Origin of the sequence: Solirubrobacter soli DSM 22325, from assembly GCF_000423665.1 — a bacterium.
In the GTDB taxonomy this organism is placed as follows: Bacteria; Actinomycetota; Thermoleophilia; order Solirubrobacterales; family Solirubrobacteraceae; genus Solirubrobacter; species Solirubrobacter soli.
Window position 1 is genome coordinate 167,646 of record NZ_AUIK01000009.1, and the last position, 26,442, is coordinate 194,087.

Annotated in this window: 27 protein-coding genes; 9 read left to right on the plus strand and 18 right to left on the minus strand. The window is 72.8% G+C overall.

Features of this window, described 5'->3' with window-relative positions:
- Window position 1 precedes the first annotated feature (1 nt).
- On the minus strand, window positions 2–784 hold the full coding sequence (locus G569_RS0107845) for an SDR family NAD(P)-dependent oxidoreductase (protein ID WP_028063008.1): 783 nt from the start codon (window positions 782–784) through the stop codon (window positions 2–4).
- 28 nt (window positions 785–812) lie between these two features.
- On the opposite strand from G569_RS0107845, the gene G569_RS0107850 reads away from it, so the two are divergent.
- A complete protein-coding gene (locus tag G569_RS0107850) occupies window positions 813–1,091 on the plus strand; it encodes a hypothetical protein (RefSeq protein ID WP_028063009.1) in 279 nt (92 codons plus the stop codon).
- 25 nt (window positions 1,092–1,116) lie between these two features.
- Here G569_RS0107850 and G569_RS46465 read toward each other — a convergent pair whose 3' ends face one another.
- The 7 genes from G569_RS46465 to G569_RS0107885 all read right to left on the minus strand — a co-directional run bounded on the left by G569_RS46465 (window position 1,117) and on the right by G569_RS0107885 (window position 11,243).
- Window positions 1,117–4,719, minus strand: coding sequence for a M14 family metallopeptidase (locus tag G569_RS46465; protein WP_053226018.1), 3,603 nt, complete (start codon window positions 4,717–4,719; stop codon window positions 1,117–1,119).
- Window positions 4,720–4,851: 132 nt separating this feature from the next.
- Complete coding sequence (locus G569_RS46470) at window positions 4,852–5,943, minus strand: SagB family peptide dehydrogenase (RefSeq protein WP_053226019.1); 1,092 nt, start codon at window positions 5,941–5,943, stop codon at window positions 4,852–4,854.
- Entirely contained in the window at window positions 5,940–6,968 is a 1,029-nt protein-coding gene (locus tag G569_RS46475; RefSeq protein ID WP_157591888.1) for an ATP-grasp domain-containing protein, read from the minus strand. The genes G569_RS46470 and G569_RS46475 overlap by 4 nt, the downstream gene beginning before the upstream one ends.
- A complete protein-coding gene (locus G569_RS62325; RefSeq protein WP_157591889.1) occupies window positions 6,965–7,129 on the minus strand; it encodes a hypothetical protein in 165 nt (54 codons plus the stop codon). The genes G569_RS46475 and G569_RS62325 overlap by 4 nt, the downstream gene beginning before the upstream one ends.
- A gap of 54 nt (window positions 7,130–7,183) precedes the next feature.
- The gene (locus G569_RS0107875; RefSeq protein ID WP_157591890.1) at window positions 7,184–9,277 is read right to left on the minus strand and encodes a transglutaminase TgpA family protein; all 2,094 of its coding nucleotides are present in this window, start codon (window positions 9,275–9,277) and stop codon (window positions 7,184–7,186) included.
- The gene (locus tag G569_RS0107880) at window positions 9,274–10,248 is read right to left on the minus strand and encodes a DUF58 domain-containing protein (RefSeq protein WP_028063011.1); all 975 of its coding nucleotides are present in this window, start codon (window positions 10,246–10,248) and stop codon (window positions 9,274–9,276) included. Before G569_RS0107880 ends, G569_RS0107875 begins: the two co-directional genes overlap by 4 nt.
- Window positions 10,245–11,243 carry an AAA family ATPase gene (locus tag G569_RS0107885; protein ID WP_169542095.1) on the minus strand — a complete coding sequence of 333 codons (999 nt, stop codon included), beginning with the start codon at window positions 11,241–11,243 and terminating at the stop codon, window positions 10,245–10,247. The genes G569_RS0107880 and G569_RS0107885 overlap by 4 nt, the downstream gene beginning before the upstream one ends.
- An 88-nt stretch (window positions 11,244–11,331) precedes the next feature.
- On the opposite strand from G569_RS0107885, the gene G569_RS57470 reads away from it, so the two are divergent.
- Entirely contained in the window at window positions 11,332–13,224 is a 1,893-nt protein-coding gene (locus G569_RS57470; protein ID WP_157591891.1) for a protein kinase domain-containing protein, read from the plus strand.
- Here G569_RS57470 and G569_RS0107895 read toward each other — a convergent pair.
- Complete coding sequence (locus G569_RS0107895; RefSeq protein WP_028063013.1) at window positions 13,215–13,796, minus strand: FHA domain-containing protein; 582 nt, start codon at window positions 13,794–13,796, stop codon at window positions 13,215–13,217. The genes G569_RS57470 and G569_RS0107895 overlap by 10 nt on opposite strands.
- Before the next feature lie 174 nt (window positions 13,797–13,970).
- On the opposite strand from G569_RS0107895, the gene G569_RS0107900 reads away from it, so the two are divergent.
- Genes G569_RS0107900 through G569_RS46485 form a run of 3 tightly spaced genes read left to right on the plus strand, consistent with a single transcriptional unit; the run spans window position 13,971 to window position 16,813 of the window.
- Window positions 13,971–15,941 carry a hypothetical protein gene (locus tag G569_RS0107900; protein WP_028063014.1) on the plus strand — a complete coding sequence of 657 codons (1,971 nt, stop codon included), beginning with the start codon at window positions 13,971–13,973 and terminating at the stop codon, window positions 15,939–15,941.
- Window positions 15,942–15,974: 33 nt separating this feature from the next.
- Entirely contained in the window at window positions 15,975–16,346 is a 372-nt protein-coding gene (locus G569_RS0107905; RefSeq protein WP_028063015.1) for a cupin domain-containing protein, read from the plus strand.
- Window positions 16,343–16,813 carry a MarR family winged helix-turn-helix transcriptional regulator gene (locus G569_RS46485; RefSeq protein WP_169542096.1) on the plus strand — a complete coding sequence of 157 codons (471 nt, stop codon included), beginning with the start codon at window positions 16,343–16,345 and terminating at the stop codon, window positions 16,811–16,813. Before G569_RS0107905 ends, G569_RS46485 begins: the two co-directional genes overlap by 4 nt.
- Here G569_RS46485 and G569_RS46490 read toward each other — a convergent pair.
- The gene (locus G569_RS46490) at window positions 16,797–17,657 is read right to left on the minus strand and encodes a LysR family transcriptional regulator (RefSeq protein WP_053226023.1); all 861 of its coding nucleotides are present in this window, start codon (window positions 17,655–17,657) and stop codon (window positions 16,797–16,799) included. The genes G569_RS46485 and G569_RS46490 overlap by 17 nt on opposite strands.
- Before the next feature lie 74 nt (window positions 17,658–17,731).
- Between G569_RS46490 and G569_RS0107920 the strand changes: the two genes are divergently transcribed.
- Window positions 17,732–18,460, plus strand: coding sequence for an SDR family oxidoreductase (locus G569_RS0107920; RefSeq protein WP_053226120.1), 729 nt, complete (start codon window positions 17,732–17,734; stop codon window positions 18,458–18,460).
- Here the strand turns inward: G569_RS0107920 and G569_RS0107925 are convergent.
- Entirely contained in the window at window positions 18,457–19,521 is a 1,065-nt protein-coding gene (locus G569_RS0107925) for a hypothetical protein (RefSeq protein WP_028063017.1), read from the minus strand. The genes G569_RS0107920 and G569_RS0107925 overlap by 4 nt on opposite strands.
- Before the next feature lie 95 nt (window positions 19,522–19,616).
- Here G569_RS0107925 and G569_RS0107930 point away from each other — a divergent pair, with 95 nt between their 5' ends.
- Window positions 19,617–20,075, plus strand: coding sequence for a hypothetical protein (locus G569_RS0107930; protein WP_028063018.1), 459 nt, complete (start codon window positions 19,617–19,619; stop codon window positions 20,073–20,075).
- The gene (locus tag G569_RS0107935) at window positions 20,056–20,346 is read left to right on the plus strand and encodes a winged helix-turn-helix domain-containing protein (RefSeq protein WP_028063019.1); all 291 of its coding nucleotides are present in this window, start codon (window positions 20,056–20,058) and stop codon (window positions 20,344–20,346) included. Before G569_RS0107930 ends, G569_RS0107935 begins: the two co-directional genes overlap by 20 nt.
- Here the strand turns inward: G569_RS0107935 and G569_RS46495 are convergent.
- From G569_RS46495 to G569_RS0107955, 4 genes are all read right to left on the minus strand, one after another.
- On the minus strand, window positions 20,335–20,787 hold the full coding sequence (locus tag G569_RS46495; RefSeq protein ID WP_211232927.1) for a hypothetical protein: 453 nt from the start codon (window positions 20,785–20,787) through the stop codon (window positions 20,335–20,337). The two genes, G569_RS0107935 and G569_RS46495, sit on opposite strands and share 12 nt — an antisense overlap.
- On the minus strand, window positions 20,787–21,320 hold the full coding sequence (locus tag G569_RS0107945; protein WP_028063020.1) for a hypothetical protein: 534 nt from the start codon (window positions 21,318–21,320) through the stop codon (window positions 20,787–20,789). The genes G569_RS46495 and G569_RS0107945 overlap by 1 nt, the downstream gene beginning before the upstream one ends.
- 121 nt (window positions 21,321–21,441) lie before the next feature.
- Window positions 21,442–22,212: an LLM class F420-dependent oxidoreductase gene (locus G569_RS0107950; protein WP_028063021.1), complete on the minus strand. Its 771-nt coding sequence runs from the start codon at window positions 22,210–22,212 to the stop codon at window positions 21,442–21,444.
- Between the two features lie 37 nt (window positions 22,213–22,249).
- Window positions 22,250–22,720: a pyridoxamine 5'-phosphate oxidase family protein gene (locus G569_RS0107955; protein WP_028063022.1), complete on the minus strand. Its 471-nt coding sequence runs from the start codon at window positions 22,718–22,720 to the stop codon at window positions 22,250–22,252.
- A 67-nt stretch (window positions 22,721–22,787) separates the two neighbouring features.
- Here G569_RS0107955 and G569_RS46500 point away from each other — a divergent pair, with 67 nt between their 5' ends.
- Window positions 22,788–23,708 carry a helix-turn-helix domain-containing protein gene (locus tag G569_RS46500; protein WP_053226024.1) on the plus strand — a complete coding sequence of 307 codons (921 nt, stop codon included), beginning with the start codon at window positions 22,788–22,790 and terminating at the stop codon, window positions 23,706–23,708.
- On the opposite strand, the gene G569_RS0107965 is transcribed toward G569_RS46500, so the two are convergent.
- The 3 genes from G569_RS0107965 to G569_RS46510 form a co-directional block, all read right to left on the minus strand.
- Window positions 23,663–24,265 carry a 3-keto-disaccharide hydrolase gene (locus G569_RS0107965; protein ID WP_064750303.1) on the minus strand — a complete coding sequence of 201 codons (603 nt, stop codon included), beginning with the start codon at window positions 24,263–24,265 and terminating at the stop codon, window positions 23,663–23,665. The two genes, G569_RS46500 and G569_RS0107965, sit on opposite strands and share 46 nt — an antisense overlap.
- Window positions 24,246–24,797 (minus strand): cupin domain-containing protein, encoded by a 552-nt coding sequence (locus G569_RS46505; protein WP_053226026.1) that lies wholly within the window; start codon window positions 24,795–24,797, stop codon window positions 24,246–24,248. Before G569_RS46505 ends, G569_RS0107965 begins: the two co-directional genes overlap by 20 nt.
- A gap of 334 nt (window positions 24,798–25,131) precedes the next feature.
- The gene (locus tag G569_RS46510; protein ID WP_053226027.1) at window positions 25,132–26,439 is read right to left on the minus strand and encodes an aminotransferase class I/II-fold pyridoxal phosphate-dependent enzyme; all 1,308 of its coding nucleotides are present in this window, start codon (window positions 26,437–26,439) and stop codon (window positions 25,132–25,134) included.
- Window positions 26,440–26,442 lie beyond the last annotated feature (3 nt).

The following is a 26,442-nucleotide window of genomic DNA, read 5'->3' on the forward strand; positions in this document are numbered from 1 at the left end:
GCTACATGCCCATACCGCCGTCGACCGGCAGCCCGATGCCGGTGATGAACCGCGCCTGGTCGGACGCGAGGAAGACGACCGCGTCGGCCATGTCGGCGACCTCGCCGAGCCGCCCCAGCGGGGTCTGCTCGACGACCGCGCCGATCGCCGCCTCGACGCTCGGGAACATCCCGATCTCGGCCATGTCGACGGCGAGCTTGGTGCCCATCGCGGTCGGGACGAGGCCGGGGTAGACGCAGTTGACGCGCACGCCCATGCCGAGCTTGCCCGCCTCGAACGCGCTCACGCGGGTCAACCGATCCACCGCCGACTTGGTTGCCGAGTACCCGCTGATCCCCGGGAACGCGATCGTCGCCGCGACCGAGGCGATGTTGACGATCGAGCCGCCGTTCCCGGCCGCGCCGCCCGGCCGCATCGCCCGCAGGCCGTGCTTGATGCCGAGCGCCGTGCCGAGCACGTTGACCTCGAGCATCCGCCGGATGTCGGCGGCCTGGGCGTCGACGATCAGCCCGGTGATCTCGATCCCGGCGTTGTTGACGAGGATCTCGAGGCCGCCGAGCTGCTCGACCGCGGTCGCGATCGCCGCCTCCCAGCTCGCCTCGTCGGTGACGTCCAGCTGCGTGGCATGCCCGCCGATCTCCCCGGCGACCGCGGACGCGTCCTGGACGTCGCCGATCAGGACTTTGGCGCCGGCCGCGGCGAGCGCTCGCGCCATGCCCTCTCCGAGCCCCTGTGCGCCGCCGGTCACAAGAGCACGCCGGCCCTCGAGCACACCTTCAGCCATCTGTCTCTCCTCCTATAGCGTCGCGCCGATGCTCGAACTCTCGCACGCCGACGACATCCTCGGCCAGGTCATCCTCACGTTCGACGGGCGCGTGCTGGAGAAGTTCTCCGAGCGGTCCGCGGAGGCGGAGCGGATGATCGTCGGGCTGCTCCATCTGGAGGTCACCGAGCCGGATCGCAAAGGCCGCCGCGAGGTGTGGTTCACGTGCCGGCCCAAGCGCCGCGGCGGCGGCTTCCGGCTGACGGTGGCCGACGAGGAGTGGGCGGGCGTCGAGCCGTTCGTGCGCGACGTCGGCGCCGCGCTCTAAAAGAGCGCGGCGCCGAACGCGAGCCCTACGGGTTCGTCGTGGACAGGGTGAACGTCAGCGTCTTGCTGTACGTGCCCGTCCGCAGCGGATCGTTGGCCTTGACCAACTGGCTGAACTCCAGCGACACCGAGTCGTTGGAGATCGGGCCGTTCCACACCAGCAGGTTCAGCGGCGAGGCCGAGGAGCCCACGTTGTTGTAGGCCGTGCCGGTGTTGGTGGCGTTGCGAGCGCGAGCCTGGAGCGGCTCGGGCAGGATGAACGTGCCGTTGACGAGGTGGCCGGTCCCGAAGGAGCTCGGGTCCGCCACGCTCAGCAGCGCGTCACCCGCGGTCGAGATGACGTTCGCGGTCGTCGCCGCCGTGTATGTCTTCGCGACGCCGGGCGCGAACGGGCCGAAGCTCGCCGGCGTCCCGAGCGTCAGCGACAGCGTGGCGGGGACGGTACCCCCGACGCCACCGTCGACGCTGGTCCCGTACGTGGCGGGCGGCGGGCCCGGTGCCGGCGGGGTGGCCGGCCGCGGCCGCTGCAGGTAGGTCAGCGCGTCCTTGAGCACCGCCGACCGCTCGGCCCGGGTCGAGACGCCCTCGAGGCCGAAGCTCCACAGCAGCGTGTCGTCGGTCGCGATGCCCGGGCCCTCGGTGAAGCCGACGGCGCCGCGGGCGACCCACGTCGCCGCGTTCTCGGTCCCGGCCGGCTGCGGCCCGGCGACCCACGGGGCAAGGCCGTTCTCGAAGCCCTGCGACTCGCTCACCACGCCGTCCTTGACGACCTGCACGGCGTCGACGAACACGCCGAGGCCCGCGGACGCGAAGTCCTGCGCGTAGGTGATCGAGACCTCGACCTGCTTGCCCTTGTAGGCGGAGAGGTCGATCTCCCAGTCCTGGAACCCGCCCGAGTTGCCGGTCGCGCCGTTCCACTTGCCGGTCGAGCCGGTGTTGGTGCAGTCCGCGGCCGCGGTCGGGTTGGTCTGGTAGTGGTTCAGGAACGGGTGGATCGTGTTCCAGTCGATGTCGCACGAGGAGCCGACGTCGTCCGAGGTGTTCCCGTTCTTGTCGGGCAGCGTCGTCCAGTCGTCCTGGCCGACCGTGTGCGCCTCGACGAACACGTAGTCGTAGTCGAGCTCGGTGTCGTAGCTGACCTTGAACTTCAGCGCCCCGCTCGTGGCGCCGGTCAGGTCGACCGTGCGGCGCAGGCGCTGGTAGCTCTCGTCGCTCGACTCGGCGTAGGCGTACTTCGTGCCCTCCGGCGGGTCGAACGCGGGCGGGCGGTCGAACCCGACCGCGCGCTGCGACGCGAACTGCGGGAACTGGTTCGCCGGCAGGATGCTCGACGTCGTCACGAACGTCTGCGCGATGAACTGGTTGTCCGCCGAGCCGGGGCCGTTGAGCGTGAACGCGGTCGTGCCGAACGGGCCGCCTGTGCCCTTGAACGGCAGCGTCGCCACGTCGTCATCCTCCGCCGCCACGACGCTGATCCACGCGCCGAGGTAGTACTGGATGAAGTCGTTGGAGACGATGATGCAGTTCGTCGACTGGCCGACGGGGTCGTCCGCGTCGTCCTGGCCCTGCGTGTTGTTGGACTTGCAGAACGGGTTCGGCGGCGCGCCGAGCGGGTTGTAGAGCAGCTGCAGCCACGCGCCCTCGAGCGCCTGCTGGCCGGTGACCAGCATCGTGCCGCCGTCGTTGAGGTAGTCGCGGGTCGCGATCACCTCGTCGTCGGCGAGCTTGGAGTTGCCGGTGCCGCCGGGCTGCGTGGGCTCACGCACGTAGAGGTCGTTGCCCGTGTACCAGATGACGCTCTTGTAGTGCGAGAGCACGCCGAGCGGGTCCGGGGCGGTGCGGCTGTGCGCGTCGACGTCATAGACGTCGTAGGACACGTTCAGGTCCTGCAGCGCGGTGGTGTAGTAGCTGAGGAACTCCGGGCCCGGGTGCGGGCCCTGGCCGAGCAGGTTGGTGTTGCCGGAGTAGTCCTCGGCGGCCATCACGAGCACGTCGCCGGACTTGGACTTCTCGGCGTTGAACGTGAAGGACGACGAGGTCTTGGCGCCGGCGCTGAACCAGACCTCGACCTTGTCGCCGGCCGTGAAGCCGGTCACCGTGGCGCGCATCTTGTGGTAGTAGACGCCGGGCGCGCCGTAGCGCTCGCCGCCCTTGTACTCGGCGGTGGGGGCGCGGTGCACGACGCCGCCGTTGACGCGCCAGAGGACGTCGACCGGACCGAGGTCGCGGTTGGCGTTGACCTCGACGGTCTGCGGGTCGCCGTAGGAGTACTTGAACGCGTGCGGCTCGAAGTCGGGCGCGGTGTTGCCGAGGTGCGAGACCGGGCGGCCCGGCGTCTTGGCTGACTTCGCCATGTCGAGCGCGAACGGCAGGTTGCGCTGGAACTGGTCCTCGACCGCGGCCTCGGAGTCCTGGAAGACGAAGCCGCCGGGGAGGAACGCGTCCGCCCCGCCGTCGGTGCCGCCCACGGCGCCGCCGGTGCCCGGCATCAGCTCGACGGTGTAGGCCAGCGCGCCGTAGCGCTGGTACACGTGGTCGGTGACGTCGCCGTTGGTCGTGTAGAGCTCACCCGAGACGTCCGGGTCGAAGCCCGCGATCGCCGGGTGGTCGTCGTCCAGGCCCGCGAGCGCCATCGTCGCCGGCGTGTCGGTGCTGGGCGTCTCGACCTGCCAGCCCTCGGGATAGAGGATCAGCGGGCCGTAGGAGTGATAGTCGATCAGGAACTTCGGCTTCAGGCCGCGGATCAGCGCGTCGAGCGTCGACACCTCGGGCTCGGACTCCGCCGAGGCGCCGCGGTAGGTGTCGTCGGTGAAGTCGTCGGCCGCGCCCTCTTCGTCGTAGCGCCACTTCTCCGCCCAGTTGCGGTTCGGGTCGACGCCGTCGTTGCCGTCGAGCACGTTGTTGCCGTCGTTGTCGTTGAGGTTCTTGCGCCACAGGCGGGTGGCCTTGCGCTCGAACGTGTAGTCGTAGCCGTCGACGTTGACGACCGGGACGAACCACATCTCCGTGTTCTGGAGCAGCGTCGGAATGCCGGACGCGTTGTCGGTCGCATGCGAGAGGACGTAGCCGAACAGGCGCCGGCCGACCTCCGTCGCGATCCACTCACGCGCGTGCTGCGTGGTCTCGTACCAGACGACGGGCTTGGCGCCGTCGGCGAGCGTGTTCGCTCCGACGCTCACCTTGTAGGCGACGAGGTCCTGGCCGAACCGCGACTTGCCGTAGACGACCTTCTTGACGAGGTCGGGATGCGCGGCGCGCTGGTTCTCGTACCAGGTCTGCAGATTGATCGGCTTGCCCGCGCTGTCGACAGCGCCGGAGCAGGTGCCGGGGCACGCGGCGGGCTTGAGGTGCCACGGGCGGAACACGTCATAGCCGTGCGTCGGGTCCGAGAACGGATCCGGCGGCGCGGCCTGAGCGGCCTTGAGCTCGCCATAGGGCGCGGTGACCGTGAAGCCTTTCGCGCGCAACTCGGCGGCCTGTTTGGGCGTGGCGACGATCGCCTGCCCGTTCTTCGACCCGCCTTCGGTCGCGTCGTAGCCGAGCTCTCCCAGCTTGGACACGTCGCCACCGCGGACGAGGTACTGATTGAGCGGCTCGATCTTGCGTTGCGCGGCTTGCGCCGGCGCCACGAGCGCGCAGGAAACAACAAACGCCGCGGAGACGGCGCCCCAACCCTTCATCCTCATACAACTCCCTCCGTGTAGGCCGCGAGCGTACCTGAAGGGCAACTAAAGGACCAACTACCTTCGGTTAAAAAACCGTTAGCGGAGCCACGTTGGTGACACCGCGTCAGGCGTCAGCTGGATTCCGGCGCATCCAAGCGCAGTCACGCCTAGGACGATCTCGTCGACGCCGTCGCATCCGAGGTGGCGTTCGAGGACCTCGTCGCGGATCGCGGTCGCGAACGTACCGCCGAGCCCGCGCGCGCCGGCCGCCAGGAGGATCGTCTGGCTGACGTGGCCGAGGCCGAGCAGCACGTCGCGGTAGCCGCGTGGCGTGCGGTAGCGCCACTGGTTGCGGGCGACGACCGCGGTGTGCAGCAGCGTGACCGGGCTCAGCGCCGGCCACTCCTGGTCGCCGTACGCGCGCGGGTCGTCGATGTCGACGGCCTCGGCGCCGACGCGGACGAGGTGGCCGCCGGCGGCGTCGTAGTGGTAGGTGCCGGGTTGCAGGCCGGACACGCGCCGGGCGCGGACGTAGAGCTCGTTGGGGTGCAGCGCGCCCGCCGACGGGCTCGTCTTGTAGGCCTCGGGGCCGGTGCCGAGCTCGTCGAAGACGCCGAGGAACCCGCCCGCGACGTGCAGGATCGCCGCCAGGTCATCCAGCGCCACCGGCGCGTCGGTGAACGAGCGTGCCGAGCGGCGGTCGAGCAACGCGCTCACCACGTCCGGCCGCTGCCAGTCGCCGATGCGCGTCCCCGGCAGCGCGATCGGCTCGCCGTGTCGCCGCGCCGCGATCGCGGGCGGCGTCTCCTCCACGCCCTGGTGGCGCATCGTCGCGAACGACGAGGCGGGCGTGGCGAAGGTGGTCGAGGACGTCGTGCGCGAGGCGAAGTGGAAGCGCTCGGCCGCGCCGCCCCAGCGACCCCAGGAGCCCGTGACGTGCAGCTCGCGCGCGTGGGCGAGCGAGTCCTCGGCGACGAGCACGCCCGCTTCGAGCAGCCGGCGCGCGACCGCCTCGTGGCGCGGGCCGAGCTCGGCGGCGCTGGCGAGCTCCCGCCAGTCGGAGAAGTGGCGCAGCACGTCGAGGCTGAGCTCGGTGAGCGCGTGCTGGCGGTGGTCGAGGTGGTTGTCCCACACGGCCGCGCCTTCGCGGAACGCGAGCGAGCCTGAAGCGGCGACGCGGACGTTCACGCCGTCACCTCCGCGAAGCGATCGGCGACCCAGGCCGCGACGCTCTCCGAGACGACCGACGTATGGGTGCGGTGCTCGAACCAGCGCCAGGAGCCGCTCGCGTTGACCTCGAGGAAGACGAGCTCGTCGCCGGTGTCGAGCAGGTCGACGGCGGCGATCTGGAGCTTCAGATCGCCGACGAGGGCGAGCACGCGGGCCGCGACGTCGTCGGGCAGCCCGGCGGGCTCGACGGCGATCGTCTCGGGCGCGCGCGCCGCGGCGTCGAGCGTGGGCTTGCGCAGCGCGTAGGCGATGCACCGCTCGCCGACGACGAAGACGCGCAGCTCGCGCTCGTGCTCGATCGGCTCCTGGACCAGCAACGGCGCCGCCTGAGCCGGCAGGCTCGCGAGCCGCATTCGCCGCGGGATCAGGGTGAGCGCGCGGCCGGGCTCGGGCTCGTGGAAGTGTGGGCCGACGGCCTTGACGACGACGTCGCCGGTGTCGCGGGGGGTGTGGGTGATGAGCGAGCGCGGCGTGCGGAAGCCGTGCGCCGCGGCGTACGCGAGCTGGGCGAGGCGATTGGGCGCGTCGGCCAGGCGGGCGCCCGGGTTGATGGTCAGCGCGCCGGGCAGTGCGGCGAGGTTGGCGGCGCGCGCGGCGGTCTGCTCGCGCGCGTGCTCGTCCCCGCGGCGGGCGGCCGGCGCGTACAGGCGCGTCCAGAGGACGCGGGGAAGGTAGGTGCGCCGGTCACGGGTCAGGGTGAGCCGGTCGCCGTCCCAGGCGAGGTCGTCGTCGGCGTCGCGGTCGGCGTCGATGCGGACGACCGGGACCGAGCGGGCGGCGAGGCGCAGCGAGAGCTCGTCGGCGTCCGGGTCCGCGGCCCGCGTGCACAGGACGACGGCCGACGCGCCGGAGCGCACCGGGCCGAAGCGGACCTGGATGTCGAGGCTGTGGCGGGTCACGCGCTGGGCGGGGGCGCCGTCCAGCAGCAGGGCCGCCGCCCCGGGCGCCACGCGGGCGCCCGGGGCGATCGAGCGGGTGCTCACGCGGTGTGGCAGCTCGTGCACGGCGGATAGATCGCGACATAGTCCGAGGCGAACGCCGCGAAGGCGTCGGCCTCGATCTCGGTCGCGAGCTCGAGCAGGGCGACGTCGTCGTCGCGCAGGTCGAGCAGGCGCTGCGCCAGCGCTTCGATGGTGGTGTCCATCAGATGTACCTCCGGTTGGATGGGGACAACCGGTTCGACGCCTGTCGGACGGGGCTATTCGGCGGCGGGGGGTCGGCGCGGGGAGAGCAGGAGGCGGATCGCCCGCCACACGCCGACGTCGCGCGAGAGCGCGCGCCAGACGCGCAGGCGGGGGTGCGGCGGCTCGGTCGTACCGTCGGCGGCGAAGCGCGCCCGCTCCGCCTGGTCGGCCAGCTCCGCGGTCGCCGGCCCGATCGCCGCGAGCTGCGGGCGCAGGGCGCTCAGCGTCGTCGCCGGGCCGACCTGCGGCGTCAGCCGTACGAGCAGCTCGCCCAACGCGGGCGCCGTGCGGCGCCGGTTGAGTCGCCACGCGCCCACGGCGAGACCGAGCAGCGCGAGCACGCCGAGGGCGGCGGTCGGGGTGCCGGAGCTGATGCCGCCGACCGCCGAGTGCGTGGCGAGGACGTCGGTCTCGGGCGCGACGTCCGCCTCGGCGCTCGCCGGCGTCGGGTTGAACGGCACCCAGCCGAAGCCGGGGAAGTAGACCTCGATCCAGGCGTGCGCGTCCTCGTCGCGCACGTCGTAGGTGTTCTCGCCCGTGCGCTTGCCGGTCGCGAACCCGGTGACGACGCGCGTCGGGATGCCCGCCAGGCGCAGGAGCATCGCGGCCGCGCCGGCGAAGTGCTGGCAGTACCCGGCGCGGGTCTTGAAGAGGAAGTCGAGGATCGGGTCCGAGCCCGGGTCGCCGACGTCGGTCGTGTAGCGGAACCGCCCGCTCGTCAGGTAGTCCTCGACGCGGCGCACGACCTCGAGCTCTGAGTCGGTGCCGTCGGACAGGCGGCGGGCGAGCAGGATCGCGTCCCCCCACGGGCTCTGGCTGAGCCAGCCGTTGAGGTGGTCCGCGAGGCGGGTGACGGGGCGCTCACCCGGCCGCGACCGGCGCGGCCAGAAGCGCGTGTACGGGTCGTAGATGTCGCTGGTCGGGATCTTCACCGATTCCAGCTCCTTGGCCGTCGCGCGGACGACCTGGCTCTCGACCGTGTAGGTGTCGTCCGTCGCGGGCGGCTCCGTGAAGCGGTACGAGTCGCCGCGCGACTGCTCGCTCCCGCGACCCGAGTCGACCGCCGTGATCCGGCCGGGCGCGGCGAGCAGCCGGTTGGCGAGCCCGACGATCCGGACCTTCGTGGTCACCGTGACGGCGCGCGGCTCGGGCAGCGGGTCGCGGTTGCGGACGAACGCCCAGCCGCGCCCGTCCCAGTCCTCGAGCGCCTGCATCCGCCACAACGCCGGCTCCTCGGACGTGATCTCGAGCATCGTCGCGCCGGTGCGGCGGCTGGTCAGCGGCCCGTAGGTCTGCGTCGGGTCCAGGCGGCTGAAGTTCGGCTTGCGCGGTGAGCCGTCGAAGCGCAGCCAGCGGTCGTGCGGCCCGAAGGCCTGCGCGGCCGTCACCGCGACCAGCGAGACGATCGCGACCGCGGGCAGCGCGAGCGTGAGCCGCCCGCGGGTCGCCCACAGCAGCATCGCGGCGAGGAACACGACGCCGTGCCAGGCGGCGTTCGGCGGCGTGCTCTCGAGCAGCACGGCGGCGAGGACCGGGTGCGCGGCGATGACCAGCGCCGTGATCCGCGGCGCCGGGCCCGCGGTGGACAGCAGCGCCGCGACCGACCACGTGAGGCCGAACGCGATCAACGCGGCGGCCAGCGCCCACGGTTCGTCGAGCAGCCGCGCACCGTGCGCGCCGGCGATCGTGGTCAGGCCGTCCTGCAGCGAGTTCACCGACGCGCCGATCCCCCGCGGGCGCAGCACCCGCGGCGGCAGCCCGGCGAGCAGCAGCGCGGCCGGCAACCACGCGAGGAGGATCAGGAACCCGGTCCGCACTCCGATGACGTGGGCCGCGATCAGGCACGCGGCCACGGCGATCGGCACCGCCCACACCAGCGAGCTGCCGAACATCGGCCACCATCCGTAGATGCCGGCGGCCGCGAGCAGTGCGAGCCCGGCGGCGCGGTTCCACGCGCGAGGGGTGGCGAGCCGCGACGAGGGGCGGGCGGGCGTGGCGCCCGCGGTCGGTGAGGCCGCGCGGGGGTCCGCGCCGCCGGTGGTGCCACGGCGCGCGCCGTCTCGGGCGGGCGTCGCGCCGCGCGAGCCGGCGTCGTCGGGCACCCTCACGCCGCCGCCCTCTCCGGCCCGTGCCGGCGCTCCCAGTCCGCCAGCGCGATCACGCCCGGCGGCAGGTCGCCGCGGTCGTCGAGCGGCGTCGGGGCGTTCGCGGCGCGGACATGGAGGACGTCGCGATCGCCGAGCGCCGTCGGCGTGGCCGCGGTGCCCGGCTCGAGCGCGGCGAGGCGGCGATGCATCGCCGGCCAGCCGCCGCTGTCGTCGAGCGTCGTCGGCACGCGGTCGCCCGGCAGCAGCACGCGGCAGCCGCTCGAGCGGGCGAGCGCGAGGACGATCCCGGCGGCCGAGCGAGCGATCCAGTCCAGCGCCGCGCCGTCGGCGCCGAGGGTGTCGACGACCACGAGCGGAAGCCGGTCGCGGGCGCTCGTGAAGTGGCGCTCCTGCAGCTCGCCGCCGCGTGCGGCGCTCGCCCAGTGGACGCGGCTCATCGGGGTGCCCGGCGTGTACGGGCGCAGCCCGTCGGGCTCCGGGTCGGCGGCGACCAGCGCCCCGCCCGCCCGCAGCCGCGCCGGCGGCGGAGCGGGCTCCGGCAGGACGAGCAGCGAGTCGGGCCGGCCGCTCACGGTCAGGCGCGAGAAGAGCCCGAGGTCGTCGCGCAGCAGCAGCGGGGACGGGCCGAGCACGTGCGCGCCCGGGCGATCGATCACGAGCTCGAAGCTCCCGACGCCGCCTTCGAGCGGGTGCCAGCGACCGCCCGGACCGAGCACCTCGACCCGCACGGGCAGGGCCCGCAGCCCGCCGACCTCGAAGCGCACCGTGACCGGCAGGCCTTCCTGCACGTCGCCGCGCTCGATCGTCCGGACGAGGGTCACCCGCCGCGCGGCCAGCGACAACGAGACCGCGATCCCGACGTAGAGAACGATCAGCGCGAGCGCGAGACCGAAGAGCGCGAGCGAGCCGAGCGTCGCCGCCGCGAGCATCAGCAGCGCGGGCGCGACGGCGAGCGCTCCGCTGCGGATCACCGTGCCGGCACGTCCTTCAGCGCGTCCGCGACGATCTCCAGCGGGGCGTCGAGCGCGGCCGCGGCGACCGGCTCGATCCGGTGCGCGAGCACCGGCACCGCCAGTGCCTGGACGTCGTCGGGCAGCACGAAGTCGCGACCCTGCAGCGCCGCTCGCGCACGGGCGGCGCCGAGCAGCTGCAGCCCCGCGCGCGGGCTCGCGCCGGTCTCGCTCAGCGGGTGCTCGCGCGTCGCGGCGAGGACGGCGACGACGTACGCGAGCAGCGCGTCGCTCGCCCGCACCGCCTCGACCTGCGCCTGGGCGGCCAGCAGCTCGCGCAGGCCGCCCGCCCGCCGGCCGCCGCCGGACGGTGGCTCGCGCAACAGCGCGATCTCCTGATCGCTCGTCGGATAGCCGAGCGATACACGGGCCAGGAAACGGTCGAGCTGCGCGGGCGGCAGCCGGTAGGTGCCGTCATAGCCGACGTTCGGGTTCTGGGTGGCGATGACCATGAACGGCCGCTCGAGCGGGTGGGTGCGGCCGTCGACGGTCACCTGCAGCTCCTGCATCGCCTCGAGCAGGCCGGACTGCGTCTTCGGTGTGGCGCGATTGAGCTCATCGACCAGGACGACGTTCGCGAACACCGGGCCAGGATGGAACTCGAAGGTCTCGGTCCCGGCATGCCAGATCGTCGCGCCGAGGATGTCGGTCGGGAGCAGGTCGACGGTCGCCTGCACGCGGCCGAAGCGCCCGTCGACGCTTCCGGCGAGCGTGCGGGCGAGCTGCGTCTTGCCGACGCCCGGCCGGTCCTCGAGCAGCAGGTGCCCGCCCGCGAGCATCGTGCTCAGGACGACCTCGAGCGTGTCGTCGGCGATCTGCATCGCCTCGCGCACCGTGGCGCGTAGCCGTTCCCCGAACTCCGCGACCTCGACGACCTCGAGCGCGCGCTCGCTGGCGAGCGAGAGCGCCGGACGCTCGCGATCGGAGCGACGGTCTGGCGATGGGTCCGTGCTCATCGACATTGAGTGTGACCGTACCGACTCATAATCAACCCTCGGAAGTCCATTCTGGACCGTCGCGGGGTGAAAGGCGTAGGGTCGCGGCGTGGTGTCGCGGACCCTGCTTGCCCCCGGGGCGGTGGTCGCCGGCTACCGGATCGAATCCGTGCTCGGCCGCGGCGGGATGGGCGTGGTGTACCGCGCGAGCGATCTCGACCTCGGCCGGGTCATCGCCTTGAAGGTGATCGCGCCGGAGTTGCTCGAGGAGGAGAGCATCCGCGAGCGCTTCCTCAAGGAGGCGCGTTCGGCGGCGTCGATCGAGCACCCGAACGTGATCCCGGTGTACGCCGCCGGCGAGCGCGACGGCGTCGCGTTCCTGGCGATGCGGCTGATCGACGGCGTCGACCTCAAGGCGCTCGTGCGCGGCGACGGACCGCTCGCGCCCGCCCGCGCGGCCGACCTGGTCGCGGCCGCCGCGGCCGGGCTCGACGCGATCCATCGCGCCGGATACGTCCACCGCGACGTCAAGCCGGCCAACGTGCTCGTCGATCGCGACGGCCACGTCTACGTCACGGACTTCGGCCTGGCGAAGCAGATGCTCTCCACGGGCGCGGCGACCGGGACGGGGCGCTGGGTCGGCACGCTGGACTACGTCGCCCCCGAACAGATCCGGTCGGAGCGCATCGACGCGCGCGCCGACGTGTACGCGCTCGGCGGGGTGCTGGCCTTCCTGCTGACCGGGCGCGTGCCGTTCGAACGCGAAGGCGACGAGGCCAAGTTGTGGGCCCAGCTCTCGGACCCGCCGCCCGAGCCGTCGCGGCACCGGCCGGAGGTGCCGCGCGCGCTCGACGCGGTCGTCGCCCGGGCGATGGCCAAGGCTCCCGCGGACCGGTATCCCTCCGCCGGGGACCTCGGGCGCGCGGCCGTCGCCGCGGTGGCGGGGACCGCGCCGAGCCGTCCCGAGCGCGTGGTGGCCCGCGGAGCGGCGGCGCCGGAGGACGGCGTGGAGGACGCGACGGTGACGAGCAGGCCGCGCGGCACGCCCCGCCGCCGTCGCCGCGGTGTGGTCGGCGTGGCGGTCGGCGCGCTGCTCGCCTCGGTCGCGGTTGCGGTGGCGGTCGTGCTGAGCCGCGGCGACGACTCGCCGCGGCTCCCCCGCGTCGTGCAGACGATCCACGGTGTCAGCTTCCGGCCGAACGGCGTCGTGCTCGCCGGGGGCGACGCGTGGGTGTCGAGCTCGGACAAGGTCGACCTCGTGCGCGTCGACACCGCCAGCGGGCACGTGGCCGATGGTCCACGTGTCGGGTCGGGCGTGCAGGACATGGTCACGGACGGGACGAGCGTGTGGGTCGCCGCGAAGGCGTCGCACGTGGTGACCCAGATCGACGCGCGCACCGGGACGGTCGTGCGCACGCTGCCGTTCCGCGGCGAGCCGCTGCGGCTGGCGCTCGGGTTCGGCTCGTTGTGGGTCGGGACGTCCAGCACCCCGCCCGGGGCCAACCAGCTGACCCGGTTGGACCGCACCGGGCACGTGGTCCGGCGTTGGACGTTTCCGCACGGCATCGTCGCGCTCACGGCTGCATCGCACCGGCTCTGGATCGGCGAGCGCTCACCGCCGACCGTGCAGCGCTTCGACCCCGCGACCGGACACACCACGCTCTGGGGCAAGCTGGTCGCGCCCGCGGCCTCGCTCTCCCCCGGTGCCGGCTACGTGTGGGCGACGTTGCCGACCGCGGACGACATCGCCCGCGCCGATCCTCGTGGTGGCGTCGCGACGTCAGCCGCGTGTCATCAGCCGACGCGCGCCGTGGCGGCGGGCGGACGCATCTGGATCGCCTGCGACACCGATCACACCGTCACGCTCTTCGACCCGGGGAGCTCGAAGAAGGTCGGTGCGGTCGGCGTACCGCTCAACCCGTATGCGCTGACGGCCGACGCCCGCTCGGTCTGGGTCACCGGCGTCGGCGAGAACACGCTGACGCAGATCGCCTACCGCTGATCGAGGAAGGCGCGGGCGAGCGCCGCGCGCTTCTGGTTCTGCGGCAGGTGCTCGAGCCCGAAGCGTTCGAACAGCGCCTTCAGGGTGCCCTTGACGGTCTCGACCGCGAGGACGAGCTCGTCGGCGATCTGCTGATTGGAGGCGGGGGCGGCGTAGCCGCCGTCCTGCAGCGGCCGGCACAGCGCCTCGAGCACGCGTCGCTGTGCGGGCGTCACCGCCACCGCCGGAACCGGCTCGCGCGCGAGGGTCGTCGCGACCGTCGACCCGCCACCCGGGGCGCAGAAGGTCAGCTGCGTGTCGCCGACCGAGACGACGTCGCCGCCCCGCAGCCGCCGCCGGCCGCGCACGCGCTGCCCGTTGACGAACGTGCCGTTGTGCGAGACGCCCTCGTCGCACACGACCCAATCCCCGCCCATGTGGGCGAGCTCGGCGTGCACGCGTGAGACCTCGGCATCCCACGGCAGGGCGACGTCGTTGGCGGGGCGCCGCCCGATCGTCACCCGCTCGCGCTCGTCGTCGAGCTCGAAGACCCGCTGCTCGCCGATGTCGTCGCGATAGAGGAGGAACGACATAGGACGACCCTAACCCGGTCGCGGAGGGCGCGGGAGCCACAAAAGGTGGTGGGTTCAGCCACCCCCCGAGCGTGAGGTCGCCACCTTCGCGGCGTGGGGGCGCGCAGCCCTCGGCGGGACGCTGAACGAGCCACTCGCCCCGCTCGGCGGGGCGCCCTGTCCAGGAGGTTCCCGATGCGCGTCCCGACCGTGGGGCGACGCCGGCTCGCGGCCACGGCCGCGACGCTCGCGTGCGCCGTCGTCGTGTCCACCCAGCTGCGCGACCCCGCCGCGTCGCAACCGATCCCGCGGCACGCCGCGGGCCTCGACGACGCCGGCTATCTCGCCGTCGCCGACGAGCTGCAACGCCATCTCGACCCGCTCTGGAACGCACAGGAAGCCCGTTACGAGCCAGGTCCCGGCTCGACGGACACCGAGGTCAACGCGGACCTGCTGGTCGTGCACTCGCTCGCCGCCCTGAGTGGGCACCGCGGTCCGGCACGGTCTGACGCGCGGGCCCGCGCGATCGCCCGCTTCCTCGTCTCGCGCCAGGTCTGGACGGGCGGGGGCTGGTTGGCGGTCCCCGGCCGGCCGAACCGGCACCTCGTGTTCGACGTCGAGGCGATCGACGGCCTCGTGCACGCCTACCTCGCCCGTGACGCCATCGGCCTCGACGCCGCGACCGTCACGCGGATCAGGCAGGAGATCCACACCGCCGCGACCAGCCGCGAGTGGGCGTTCCCCGCCCTGCGGCTGAACCAGATCAACTGGTACTGCGCCGTGTATGCCGCCGACGCGATCGTCAACGGCGAGCGCCGGGCGCTGGCCGCCGGCATGGGCGGCCAACTCGCACGCTTCGCCGCGGGCGTCGCGCCGCACGGGACGAAGGCCGGCAACCTCGGCCCCGGGCTGCACTTCCACTATCTGCCGGATCGCGGTCCGCGCGCGGGCCAGAACGTCGACTCGGCCGAGTACGCGAACATCGTGCTCAGCTTCTCGCGCTTCTACGACCTCGCCCGCCGCTCGGGGATGCCGCAGCCACGGCAGAGCGCGCTGCTGCGCGACTGGGTCCGCCGCGTCCTCGCCGGGTACTGGACGCACAGCGGCTACCAGAACTGGGACACCGGGCTGGGCTTCGCGCGCTGGCATCAGCGCAAGAAGGCGGCGCTGACGCAGCTGGCGCTGATCGGCGTCGCGTCGGCGGACGAGCTTCAGCCGGGACCGGAGTGGGGCTCGTGGGCGAAGTGGATGCTCGACCGGGGCCTGCTCGGCTATGACGCGCTGGTCCGGCGCGAGCGGGCGATCCCCGCCGCGCTGGCGTACGGGGTCGACACCGTCCCCCAGAGCCGCGCGAACGCCTACCTCGCCGCCGCACGGTACGCCGCCAACGCGGTGCGCGCCGTCGAGGCCGGCCTCGGCCGCCGTTGCTCGACGGCGCCGCCGGCCCTGTACTCGTTCGACCCCGACACCGGCCGTCTCGCGGTGACCACGCCGACGTACAACACGGCGATCGTCCCGGTCAACCAGCGCTCGATCCCGTATGGCGGGGTCGAGCTGGCGCGGCTGTTCGACGCGCGGCAGGAGGTCGCCGCGAACATCGGCGGCTCCGGTCTCGACGCATTCGGGCTCACCGCACGGGCGCACGGGCGGGTCCTGCTCGCCACGCAGTACGGCGATCGCGGCTACGGGACCAACCCGCTGCGCCTCGACGGAGTGGACGCGAACGACATGTCCCGCCGCCCGCACGCGGGGCCGTTCAGGGCGTTGCGCGCTCACGCCGACGTTCGCGCCCACGGGCTGCGCGCGACGACGCGCTACCGGTTCACGCCAGGCGCGATCGAGGCGCGCTGGACGCTGCGGGCGTCGCGCGCGGTCGACGCGGCGGTCACGTTCCCGAGCTGGGGAGCGGGCGCGCACGTCGTCGCAACGCTGCGCGACGGCCGGACCGTCACGCTCGGCGCCGCCCCGATCGCGCTGGCCGAGGTGATGTCGCTGCGCGTGGTGAGCGAGCGCGGCGGCTACCGGATCACGCCGCTGCAACGGCCTGCCGGCGCCACGGTCGGACTCGTCGCCACCCGTCCCCAACCGTCGGACCCGCACCCGGGTCCGACGACGGAGGTGCGACACGTTCGCTCGTTCGCCGTGAGAATGGTCATTAGTAGTTGACAATCAATATGTGTTGACTTACTCTCCACGTCCATGACCGTGATCTCGCACGACGACGCGCCGGTGTTCGACATCCCCGGCGGGTCCTTCACCGGCTACGCCGCGCCCTCGCGCGGCTCCTCGCAGATCAGCCTCTGGGCGGTCGAGCTTGCCGCCGGCACGACCAGCGCCCCCCACCACATGGATTGCGAAGAGCTGTTCTTCGGCCAGACCGGCCGCGCCGTCGCGGTGGTCGACGGCGCCGAGCATCCGCTCGGTCCCGGCGACTGCCTCGTCATCGCCCCCGGCGCCGAGTTCTTCTTCCGCGTCGGCGCGGACGAGCCGTTCCGCGCGGTCGCGTGCATGCGGGCCGGCGGGCGGGCCGTGATGGCAGGCGAGACGATCACGCCACCATGGACGGTGTGAGCGAGCCCGACTTCTCGATCTTGATCGTCGCCGCGAACCGCTGCGTCGCGGACCGCCTCGGGGCGGCGGTGGCGACGGTCGGCGGCGAGGCGATGCGTCCGTCCTTCGGCTTCGTGATCCGCGCGGTCGCGGCCGAGCGGCCGACCGTCTCGCGGCTCGCCGAGCTGCTCGGCGTGACCAAGCAGGCGGCGAGCCGCCTGGCCGATGACATGGTCTCCCTCGGCTATCTCGAGCGGGCGGGCGATCCCACCGACCGGCGCCGGACGCAGCTGCTCCTCAGTTCGACCGGCGAGCGGATCATGGCGCGTGCGCGGGAGGAGAGCGCGGCGATGGAGGCCGAGCTGCGTGAGCGCTTCGGCGACGAGGCGGCCGGGCAGCTGCGCGAGCTGTTGACCGACTTCGTCTCACGCCACGGCGGCGCGGCCGAGCTCGCGGCCAACCGCGCCCGCGCTACAGAGCGAGCCTGAGCCGCTCGACCGCCGCCGACGGCCGCCCGGCGGGCCAGAGCAGGACGAGCGGGGCGGCGAAGTCCGTCACCGGCACGCTCGCGAGCCCGTCGTGCACGACCGTGCCGGCGGGCATCAGCGCGACGAGGTCGGGCGGGCCGAGCTCGGTCAGCAGCGCGGCGCCGCCCGTCACCCGCGCCTCGACGGTCTCGACCTGCGCGCCCGCGGCCTCGATCGCGCCCACGAGCAGGTCGGTGTAGGCGGTCCCGCGCGGGCTGGCGACCAGCAGGCGCAGGCCGTCGAGGTCGCGCAGCGTCACGGACCCGGCGACCGCCAGCGGGTGTGCGGCCGTCAGGCAGAGCACCATCGGCGAGGCGCGCAGCGGCGCGCTGTGCAGCGTGTCGTCGTCGACCCCGCTGACGCGGGTGAGGGCGATGTCGAGCTCGTTCGAGCGCAGCAGCGGTCGCAGGTCCGCGGGCCGTACCTCGTGCAGCGCGACCGACACGTCCGACCCCGGCGGGCGCAGCGCGCGGACGATCGCGTCGCGGTCCGCCGGCCCGATCGCGGGCGAGAGCCCGACCCGCACCCGCCCGAGCGCTCCCGTCCCGATCTCCCGTGCGCGCACGAACGCCGCGTCGGCCGCGCGCACGGCCTCGGCGCCGTCGCGCAGCAGCGACACGCCCGCGGGCGTGAGCCGCACCTCGCGGGTGGTGCGCTCCAGCAACGTCACGCCGAGCTCGCGTTCCAGCTCCGACACGGTGCGCGAGACGCTCTGCTGCGTGAGGTGCAGGCGCTCGGCCGCGCGGGTGAAGCTGAGCTGCTCGGCGACCGCCAAGAACGCCCGCAGATGGCGCAGCTCAGGCATTCACGCCCTCCGCGTGTGACTCGACCTGCGATCCGGGTTTCTCTGCGCCGCACGGGCGGGACATGCTGAACAGCATGACTTCGCAACGTGTCGCACTCGTCACCGGTGGTTCGCGCGGGATCGGCCGCGCGGTCGTACGACGACTCGCCGCCGACGGCTTCAAGGTCGTCGTCAACTACGCCCGCAACGCCGCGGAGGCCGACGCCGCCGTGGCCGAGGTGGGCGCCGGGAACGCGCTCGCCGTCCGGGCCGACGTCGCCGACGAGGCCGCGGTGGCGGCGCTGTTCGAGGCGGCGGTCGAGCGATTCGGCGGCGTCGACGTCGTCGTGCACGCCGCCGGCCGGATGGACCTCGCCCCGCTCGCCGAGTTCGACCTGGGCGTCCTCGACGAGCAGCTGCGCGTGAACGTGCGCGGCACGTTCGTCGTCTCGCAGCAGGCCGTGCGCAGGCTCCGCGAGGGCGGCGCGCTGATCAACTTCTCCTCGAGCGTCGTCGGGCTCGCGTTCCCCACCTACAGCGGCTACGCGGCGACCAAGGGCGCGGTCGAGGCGATGACGCTCGTGCTGGCCCGGGAGCTTCGCGGGCGTGACGTCACCGTCAACGTCGTCGCACCCGGCCCGACGGCGACCGACCTGTTCCTCGACGGCAAGGACCAGGAGACGATCGACCGCCTCGCCGCCCAGCCGCCGCTCCAGCGGCTGGGGCAGCCCGAGGACATCGCGAACGTCGTCTCCTTCCTCGCCGGCCCGGACGGCCGCTGGGTCAACGGCCAGGTGCTCCGGGCCAACGGCGGCGTCATCTAGAAGCGGGCGGAGCGCATCAGCAGCTCGAGCGTCGACTTCTTCGGGAAGTAGGCCACGACGACCTTGGTGCGCACGTGCTTGCGGCGGGCGAGCACGCGTGAGCCCGCGGGGGTCGAGGAGAGCGTGAGCCGCACGCGGCCGGGGCGCTTGACCCGCTTCTCGCCCGTCAGGATCGTGGTGAACGGGCCGGCCCCGGTCTTCTGGTTGCCCGGGAGCGTGACGCTGGCGCTGACCATGCCGGCCTTCGGCGCGGTGATCAGCAGCGAGGTGCGGGTGCCGCGGCGGTCGGACTGGAGCAGCCGCAGATCCTTGGGGACGCGGTGCGGCTTGCGGCGCGTGTCGCCCCGGGAGTCGCCGTCGCGCGAGCCGCCTGAGTCCGCGGTGTCCTCGCCGTCATCGTCGAGCTGGTCGCCCGCGTCGAAGTCCTTGAACCAGTCGTCCTGCCAGTCGGCGCCGAGGCCGCCGCCGTCCGGGTCCTGGGTCTCGTCGCCGAGGCCGTCGGTGTCGACGTCGGGCTCGAGCACCGCGTCCAGCAGCAGCTCGGTGCCCGTCCCGCCGTCCATCCCACACGGCGCGCACGGGAGCGTGAACGACTGGATCGCGCCGTCCGGCCGTGGGCGGTTGCGAACGCCGAGCGCGACCTCGCCGGTCCGGTACAGGAAGCCGAGCGAGTCGCCGCGGCGCATCGGCAGATGCAGGTCGTCGACGGCTGAGACGTCGCCGCTCAGCGGCAGCGGCGCCGACGCGACGACCGTCAGGCTGACGCCGTCGGCGGCAGGCCGTAGGACCGCCACCTGCGGCGCCGCCGTGCCCGCGATCCGGCGGGCGTTGACGCTCGCCGACGTGATCACGCCGTCCTCCGGCGCCTCGACCGTCGCCTGGCGCAGCGCGAACTGCCGGAAGCCGACGTCGACGCCCGCCGGACAGTCCCCGCACGCGTAGCCGTCGGGCGTGGCCGACGTGTCCTGGGAGCCAAGGAAGGAGGCGGCGTCGGCTCTTGAGGCACCGACGGTCAGGGCGGCGATGCACGCAGCCGCGAGGTGGAGGGGCCGGACGGTCATGCCCGGTCATGCGCACGACATCCGCGGTTGGGTCACTTGACTTTCCCGACGGGAAAGTCGACACTGACTTTCCCAGTAGGAAAGTGAGCCTGAAGATGGAACCGAATGTCTCCCCCTCCGAAGCCCGCAGCGCGCTCGACGCCGTTCGCCGCGAGCGCCGTCGCGTGCTGGACGAGGTCGGCCTTCCCGCCTGGTACTGGTGGGGCATCGCGCTCGGGTGGATCGTGCTCGGCGTCATCGCCGACCTGAACCACCCGTGGCTCACCTCGGCCGCGACGCTCGTCTTCGGCGCCGTGCACTCGACGGTCGCGCCGCGGGTCGTCTCGGGCCGCAACCGCACGTCGCGGTTGAGCGTGCGGCGCGAGGTCGCGGGCAAGCACACGGCTGCCCTCGTGCTCGGCGGCCTCGTCGCGCTCGCGGGTGTGACCGTCGTGGCGGCCGTGGTGCTCGACGCCGACGGCGCCCGCCATCCCACGACGATCGCGAGCGTGTTCGTGGCGGTCCTGATCCTGCTCGGCGGCCCGCAACTGGTGCATGACCGCGCGCTTCGATGAGCTGATCCACCCGAGCACGCGGCTGTCGATCACGGCGCTGCTGGCGGCCGCGGACTGGGTCGAGTTCGCCTACATCCGCGACGAGCTCGAGCTCTCGGACTCGGCGCTGTCCAAACAGCTCGCGACGCTCGAGGCCGCGGGTTACGCGTGCCTCGAGCGCCAGCTCAACGGGCGCCGTCACCGGCTGCGCGCGCGGCTGACGCCCGAAGGGCGCAGCGCCTTCGACGGTCACGTCGAGGCGCTGCGGCAGATCGTGGATCTAGGCGGATAGGAGCCGCTGGAAGAACCCGCGGTAGCGCTGCAGCGTGACGCGCAGGTCCTCGGTCGAGACGTCCTCGCCGCGGCCCCAGTGGCCCTCGAGGCGCTCGCGCTCGCCGGCGAAGCCCTCGGCGAGGCGCTTCATGACCTCGGCGACGAGCTCGTCGGCCTGCTCGACCGTGCGGCGCGGCTCGTCGACGAACCCGGTCTGGATCTTCTCCCAGCGCGACTGGAACTCGGCGTTGTCCTCGCGGGCGAGCAGCTCCGGCGTGTCGTCGGTCGTGTCGTCGCGGCGGTCGCGATCCGCGTTGGCGGCGAACGCCGCGGTGCTCGCGGTGCTGTCGTCACGGGCCTTGTCGGTCCCGGCCTCGTCGCGGTCGAAGCGGCGCGGCTCGCGGGTCTCCTCCGTGCGCTCGTCGCCGACCAGTTCGCGCGTGCTCGTGGGGGTTTCCATCAGCTGACCTCCTGGGTCTCGCGGGGGGATTCGAGGAGCTCGGCGAAGAGCGCGCGGTAGTGCAGCATCGCTTCGCGCAGGTCCTCCGTGCTCGCGCGCGACCGGGTGTGGATCGCGTGCGCCTTGCGGTAGTGCTCGACGACCGTGGGGTGATCGACGGAGACGTCGGCCGCCCGCTGTTCGAAGTCCTCGACCGGGTAGCCACGCTCTCGCATGACCTCGGCGACCAGCGTGTCGGCGTCCTCGAGCGCCGACGCGGGCTGGTCGACGAACTGCGACTGCGTGGTCCGCCAGCGCTCGGCGTAGCGGTCACGGGCGACGGCGTTCAACGGGCGGATGTCGAACCGGCGCCGGCGTTCGCGGCGCTCGCGCAGCTCTGACTCCGCTGCACGCTGGTCGCCGTGCTGCTCCACGGTACGGTCGTACTCGGGCCCGAAGCCCTGCTGGAGCTGCGCGGAACGCCGCCGCTGGTAGACCAGCGCGCCGACGATCGCGAGCAGCACGACGACGAGGACGATCAATACGTAGATCACGTCGCTCCTCCTGAGATCGCATATGGAGCCTCCGGCCGAGGCCGGAGGCGATGGGGTTGATCAAGCCCTACCCGTGCGCCGCGTCACACATCCGTATCGCGTCAGCGCGTGTTGACGTGGCTTACCGGTCGCGCCAGGCGGCGAGCTCCCGGACAGGCGTGAGGTCATAGCCGGACCCGTCGCCGCCGACGCCGACGATCAGGTGCGTGATGCCCGCCTCGACCAGCGCGTCCGCGTGACCGAGATTGTCGGCGGGGATGCCCCAGGTCCGCTCGATCTCGGTCTCGTCGCGGCCGACGTCCTGGCAGTGCTGCAGCAGGATCTCGTTCTTGGCCTTGTAGGTCTCGGCGTCGCCGAAGCCGTGCCACATGTCGCCGTAGGTCGCGACCAGCTTGAGCGTCACCTTTGGGCCGCTGCCGCCGATCAGGATCGGGAGCTTGCCGAGCGGCGGCGGGTTGAGCTTGCCGATGCGCTCCTTGATCCGCGGCAGCGCTTGGCGGAGGTCGCGGAGGCGGTCGGGAGCGGTGCCGAACTCGTAGCCGTACTCGTCGTAGTCGCGCTGGAACCAGCCGGCGCCGACGCCGAGGATCGCCCGGCCGCCGGAGATGTGGTCGATCGTCCGGTGCGCGTCGGCGAGCAGCTCGGGGTTGCGGTAGCCGTTGCAGATCACGAGCGCGCCGATCTGCGCGCGCTCGGTGACGCTCGCCATCGCGCCGAGGGTCGAGATCGCCTCGAAGTGCTTGCCGTCCGGCTCGCCGTAGAGGGGATAGAAGTGGTCCCAGCAGAAGATCGAGTCGACGCCGAGCTCCTCTGCCTCAAGCCACGCCCGGCGCATCCCGTCGAAGTCGGCGTGCTGCGGCTGCACCTGCACGCCAATGCGAATCGAAGCCATGTCTCCGCACCTTAGAAGATGCGGAGGGCCCCTCCGTTTACCGTTCGATCACGCGGACGCCCTTGTCCGCCGTCCACACCTCGATCACCAGCTTGGTCTTCTCGTCGTTGAGGTAGACGGCCGAGACCTCGGTCAGGTCGAGGCGGAAGAGGTGGCTCTCGCCGTCGTTGGCGGCTTCGCCGTTGCGCTGCAGCACCTCTTCGCGCTCGACGATCTCGTGCGCGACGCCGGCGATCTTGGCCTCCGACCAACCCGGCGCCTCGGGATCGATCGTGGCGCTGTGGATCGCGAAGCGCGGGTCGCGCTGGAGGTCGCGCGCCTTCAGCGCCTGCCACATCGACCCGATGAACAGCTCCCCGTCCTGGAACTGCGTCTCCGTGCCGGAGATCCGCGGTCCGCCGTCCCTGCGGATCGTGGCCATCGTCTTGTGCTTGTGCTCGTCGAAGCGGGTCTTGACGCGGTCGGCGAGGGCGGGCGCGGCGGCAGCGAATTCGGACCAGGAAGCCATGGGCTTGAGCGTGACGGCGGTCGCGGGCCGCGTCCATCGATGCGTCGAAAACGATCAACATGGAGGGATGGCCGACCGCCTGCGGGCATTGATCGACGTGGTTCTGGAGTCACTGGACGAGCCGGTGAACGGCTCGTCGCTGGCGGACCGTGTGAACTTCTCGCGCGACCACCTCGACCGGCTGCTGGCCGCCGCGACGGGCGAGTCGCCGGTGGCGCTGCGGCGGCGGCTGCTCTTGGAGCGGGCGGCGTGGCAGCTGCGCACGGGCGCGGCGACGGCGTCCGAGGCCGCGGGCGCGGCGGGGTACGGGTCGCTCGCGGCGTTCTCGCGCGCGTTCGCACGGGCCTACGGTTCGCCGCCGTCGTCGTACGCGGGCGAGGTCCCACTGCCGGCGCCGAACGGGATCCACTTCCATCCGCCGGCCGGATTGCTGATCCCGGGTGCACGGGTCGGGCCCGGCGCGGACCTCACCGACCGCATGGTCCGCCATCACCTCGACCGCGTGCGGGAGTTGCTCGCGGCGGCGGCGACGCTTCCGGCCTCGGAGCTGGAGCGACCGCTGCGGCCGGGCTTCGTGGCTTGCTGGTTCGAGGGCGAGGAGGCCAGCGCGGCACTGATGTGCGAGCGGCTCGTGTTCACGCTCGAGGTGTGGGCGGCGGCGATGGCGGGGGAGCCGGTCCCCGTCGCCGGCGGCGAGTGGGTGCCGAGATTCGAGCGCGTGGCGGTCGCGTTCGAGCGGCTGGCGAAGCGGATCCGCGATCGTGGAGCGTTCGACGACGCGTTCGTGGACGCGCTGTGCGAGCCGCCGCGATCGTTCACCTACGGCGGCGTGTTGTCACACGTGCTGAGCTACGGGGCGATCCGGCGCGAGGCGCTCGCGTCCGTCCTGGCCGAGTTGGGCGCCGAGGTGTCGATCGGGGACCCGATCCTCTGGGAGGACGCTCAGAGCGGGCGGACCCGGATCGCCCGGAACGCGACGACATCCTGAGGGCCGCCGTGGGCCTGGAGCCCGACGTACCCGGAGCGGCGGCGGTGGCCGCGGTAGTCGTTGATCCGCTTGCCGTCGCGATAGACGGTGTAGCGCTGGCCCTTGACCCGGATCCTCAGCTTGCTCCAGGTGTTCGCGGGCTTCGCGCGCGCCTGGGTGGCGTCGAGGTCCTTGAACGCGTAGATCGAGCCGGTCTTGCGTGGGTCCTGGGCGGTGTCGTTGATCTGCACCTCGTAGCCGCAGTCGATCCAATTGCACGTGGCCGCCGGCTTCGGGAAGCGCAGGTGGATACCGCTGTTCGCCCCCTCGGCCGCTCTGAACTGCAGGCAAAGCTCGAAGTCCTTGTAGGTGCGGCGCGCGTAGTACAGGAGGCCGAGCTGGCCGGCGCCCGGAACGCTGCGGATCGTCCGATTCTTGACCTCGAACGTCGCGGTTCCGGCGTGGCGCCAGCCCTTCAGGCTCTTGCCGTCGAACAGGTTCTCCGCGCCGGCGGGCGGCGCGTGGAGCGCCGCCAGCGCCGCGGCGAGCAGCAGGACACTAGGCCGCCAGAGGGGCATACCGCGCATGGTGCCCGCGGGCGCGGGCCAGCGCACGCAAAGGCGCCATCGTCGCCGCCACGACCCACGCGGGCGGGAACGGCGCGCGGACCTCGCGCTTGAACCGCTGGACGAACAGCGCCAGGTGCAGCGGCTTCGGCATGCCTGAGCGCAGCGTGTTGCCCTCGTGCGCGAGCTCCGCCGTCGTCTCCAGCAGCCGTTCCATGTCCAGCGCCGGCTCGACCTGCACCCGCACACGGGCCGTCGTATCGCCGCCGTTGGCGAACTTGTGCCGCGCACCCGCGGGCACGACCACGCTGTCACCCGGCCCGGCGACGACCGTCCTGAAGCCGAGCCTGAACTTCATCGTGCCCTCGAGCACGTGGAACCGCTCCTCCTGCACCGGATGCACGTGTGCCCCGGGCACCTTCCCGTCCGGCGTGAGCTGCAACTCGAACTCGAGCACCTCACCATTCGTGTCCTGCGCCGTGCGCAGGAACTGAATCCGCTCGCCGCTGATCGGGTTGTGAATGATCTGTCCGCTGAAGGCCATGCCGAGATGGTCCGGTTTCCAGAGCCGCGCGTCGTCGGCCGCAGCAACGATTCCGGCTCAGCGCGCGGGCTGATCTTTCCCCCTCCTTCCGGACGATCGCGCGGTCCGCCGCGCGAATGACCCGAGCGCCAACGCGCCACGAGCGTGGGGTCGAACGGGGTGTTCGACGTTCCGCCCCTGTGCGGGGGCGGAACGTAACCCACCCCCTCGTCGCTGCGGCGCGTTTCGGACGTCATGAGCGGCAACGCGCCACGAACTCGAAACGGGCTAAAGGTCCTCGCCCACGCTGCCGATAACTCGATCACGCGAAGCCGCCGGAAGGCGGTTTCGTCGTTTAAGGCAGGTCTTCCGGCGTGAGACACCAGCGGAGGCCGGTGTGGCGGCGGCGCAGGTCGGCGACGTCGGCGCGGACGTCGCGATCGTGCAGCAGGACTGCGGCGATGGCGGCCGCGATCGCGGGCATGTCGTCGGAGACGAAGCCCTGGCGGGTGATCGCCTGCGTGCCGAAACGGACGCCGCCGGCCGGGTCGACCGGGACGCCGATCTCGGAGCTGAGGATGTTGCTCTCGGCGAGCTTGAGCGCGGCGGCGGTGCCGCCGCCCGGGACGTCGATCGCGACGTGGTGGGACTCGGTGAAGCCGCGCGCGGCGGCGAGGACGTCCAGGCCCGCCTCGGACAAGGCCGCGGCGAGTGCCTGGGCGTTGGCGATGCACTGGTCGGCGTACCCGCCGCCCGACCGGTCCCGCTCCAGGGCGGCAGCCGCCAGCGGCACCAGCCGCGAGGCGTCGTAGTTGGCGACCAGCGCGGGGAAGACGGCGTTCGCGACCTGCTCCGCCAATTCCTCGTCGTTGGTGACGATGACGCCGCCGGGCGGCCCGCCGAAGGACTTGTAGGTGGAGAACGTCACGAGGTCGGCGCCCTCGCGCAGCGGGTCCTGGAAGCGGCCCTCCGCGATCAGCCCGGCGACGTGGGACGCGTCGTAGAGCAACGGGATGCCGTGCGCGCGGACGGTCTCGGAGATCGCGGTCAGCCGGTGCGGGAAGAGCATCAGGCTCGCACCCACGACGACCAGCCGCGGGACCTCCCAGCCGAGGAACTCGTCCAGCGCGTCGACGTCGACGTCCAGCTCCGCGGCGTCGTACGGCAGCGGCGCGACCCGCAGCCCGCGCACGCTCGGCACGCCCACGGCGTGGTGGGAGAGATGGCCGCCGGCCCAGTCGGGGAGCACGGCGATCGTGTCGCCCGGCTCGGTCAGTGCCGTGTACACGGCGAGGTTGGCGAGGGTCGCGCTCGTCGGCCGCACCTCGGCGAACGCCGCGCCCATGAGCCGCGCGATCGCGTTCGCGGCGGTGACCTCGACCACGTCGATCGGCTCGAGCCCCGCCTGGTACTTGGCGCCCGGGTACCCCATGCTCGGCTGCGCGGCGAGCGCGGCCTCGTGCAGCGCGGAGACCAGCGGGCTGGGGACGTTCGTGCCGGCGTAGAGCTGCAGGCAGTCCTCATCGAGCCGGCGCGCGTGCTCGCGGGCGGAACGGGCGGCGCGCTCGAGGGCGAAGGCGGCGTCGGTGGGCAGTGCGGCCTCGACGGCGGACAGGCGGGCGAGCGCGGGCGGAGTCGCCCAGGGTGCGATGTAGCTCTCCACGGC

Bases quoted from the DNA above. Each gene is read 5' to 3' on its own strand.
- G569_RS0107845 (WP_028063008.1), bottom strand. From the start codon at position 784: ATGGCTGAAGGTGTGCTCGAGGGCCGGCGTGCTCTTGTGACCGGCGGC.
- G569_RS0107850 (WP_028063009.1), top strand. From the start codon at position 813: ATGCTCGAACTCTCGCACGCCGACGACATCCTCGGCCAGGTCATCCTC.
- G569_RS62325 (WP_157591889.1), bottom strand. From the start codon at position 7,129: ATGGACACCACCATCGAAGCGCTGGCGCAGCGCCTGCTCGACCTGCGC.
- G569_RS0107885 (WP_169542095.1), bottom strand. From the start codon at position 11,243: ATGAGCACGGACCCATCGCCAGACCGTCGCTCCGATCGCGAGCGTCCG.
- G569_RS0107895 (WP_028063013.1), bottom strand. From the start codon at position 13,796: ATGTCGTTCCTCCTCTATCGCGACGACATCGGCGAGCAGCGGGTCTTC.
- G569_RS0107900 (WP_028063014.1), top strand. From the start codon at position 13,971: ATGCGCGTCCCGACCGTGGGGCGACGCCGGCTCGCGGCCACGGCCGCG.
- G569_RS0107905 (WP_028063015.1), top strand. From the start codon at position 15,975: ATGACCGTGATCTCGCACGACGACGCGCCGGTGTTCGACATCCCCGGC.
- G569_RS46490 (WP_053226023.1), bottom strand. From the start codon at position 17,657: ATGCCTGAGCTGCGCCATCTGCGGGCGTTCTTGGCGGTCGCCGAGCAG.
- G569_RS0107920 (WP_053226120.1), top strand. From the start codon at position 17,732: ATGACTTCGCAACGTGTCGCACTCGTCACCGGTGGTTCGCGCGGGATC.
- G569_RS0107925 (WP_028063017.1), bottom strand. From the start codon at position 19,521: ATGACCGTCCGGCCCCTCCACCTCGCGGCTGCGTGCATCGCCGCCCTG.
- G569_RS0107930 (WP_028063018.1), top strand. From the start codon at position 19,617: ATGGAACCGAATGTCTCCCCCTCCGAAGCCCGCAGCGCGCTCGACGCC.
- G569_RS0107935 (WP_028063019.1), top strand. From the start codon at position 20,056: ATGACCGCGCGCTTCGATGAGCTGATCCACCCGAGCACGCGGCTGTCG.
- G569_RS46495 (WP_211232927.1), bottom strand. From the start codon at position 20,787: ATGGAAACCCCCACGAGCACGCGCGAACTGGTCGGCGACGAGCGCACG.
- G569_RS0107950 (WP_028063021.1), bottom strand. From the start codon at position 22,212: ATGGCTTCGATTCGCATTGGCGTGCAGGTGCAGCCGCAGCACGCCGAC.
- G569_RS0107955 (WP_028063022.1), bottom strand. From the start codon at position 22,720: ATGGCTTCCTGGTCCGAATTCGCTGCCGCCGCGCCCGCCCTCGCCGAC.
- G569_RS46500 (WP_053226024.1), top strand. From the start codon at position 22,788: ATGGCCGACCGCCTGCGGGCATTGATCGACGTGGTTCTGGAGTCACTG.
- G569_RS0107965 (WP_064750303.1), bottom strand. From the start codon at position 24,265: ATGCCCCTCTGGCGGCCTAGTGTCCTGCTGCTCGCCGCGGCGCTGGCG.
- G569_RS46505 (WP_053226026.1), bottom strand. From the start codon at position 24,797: ATGGCCTTCAGCGGACAGATCATTCACAACCCGATCAGCGGCGAGCGG.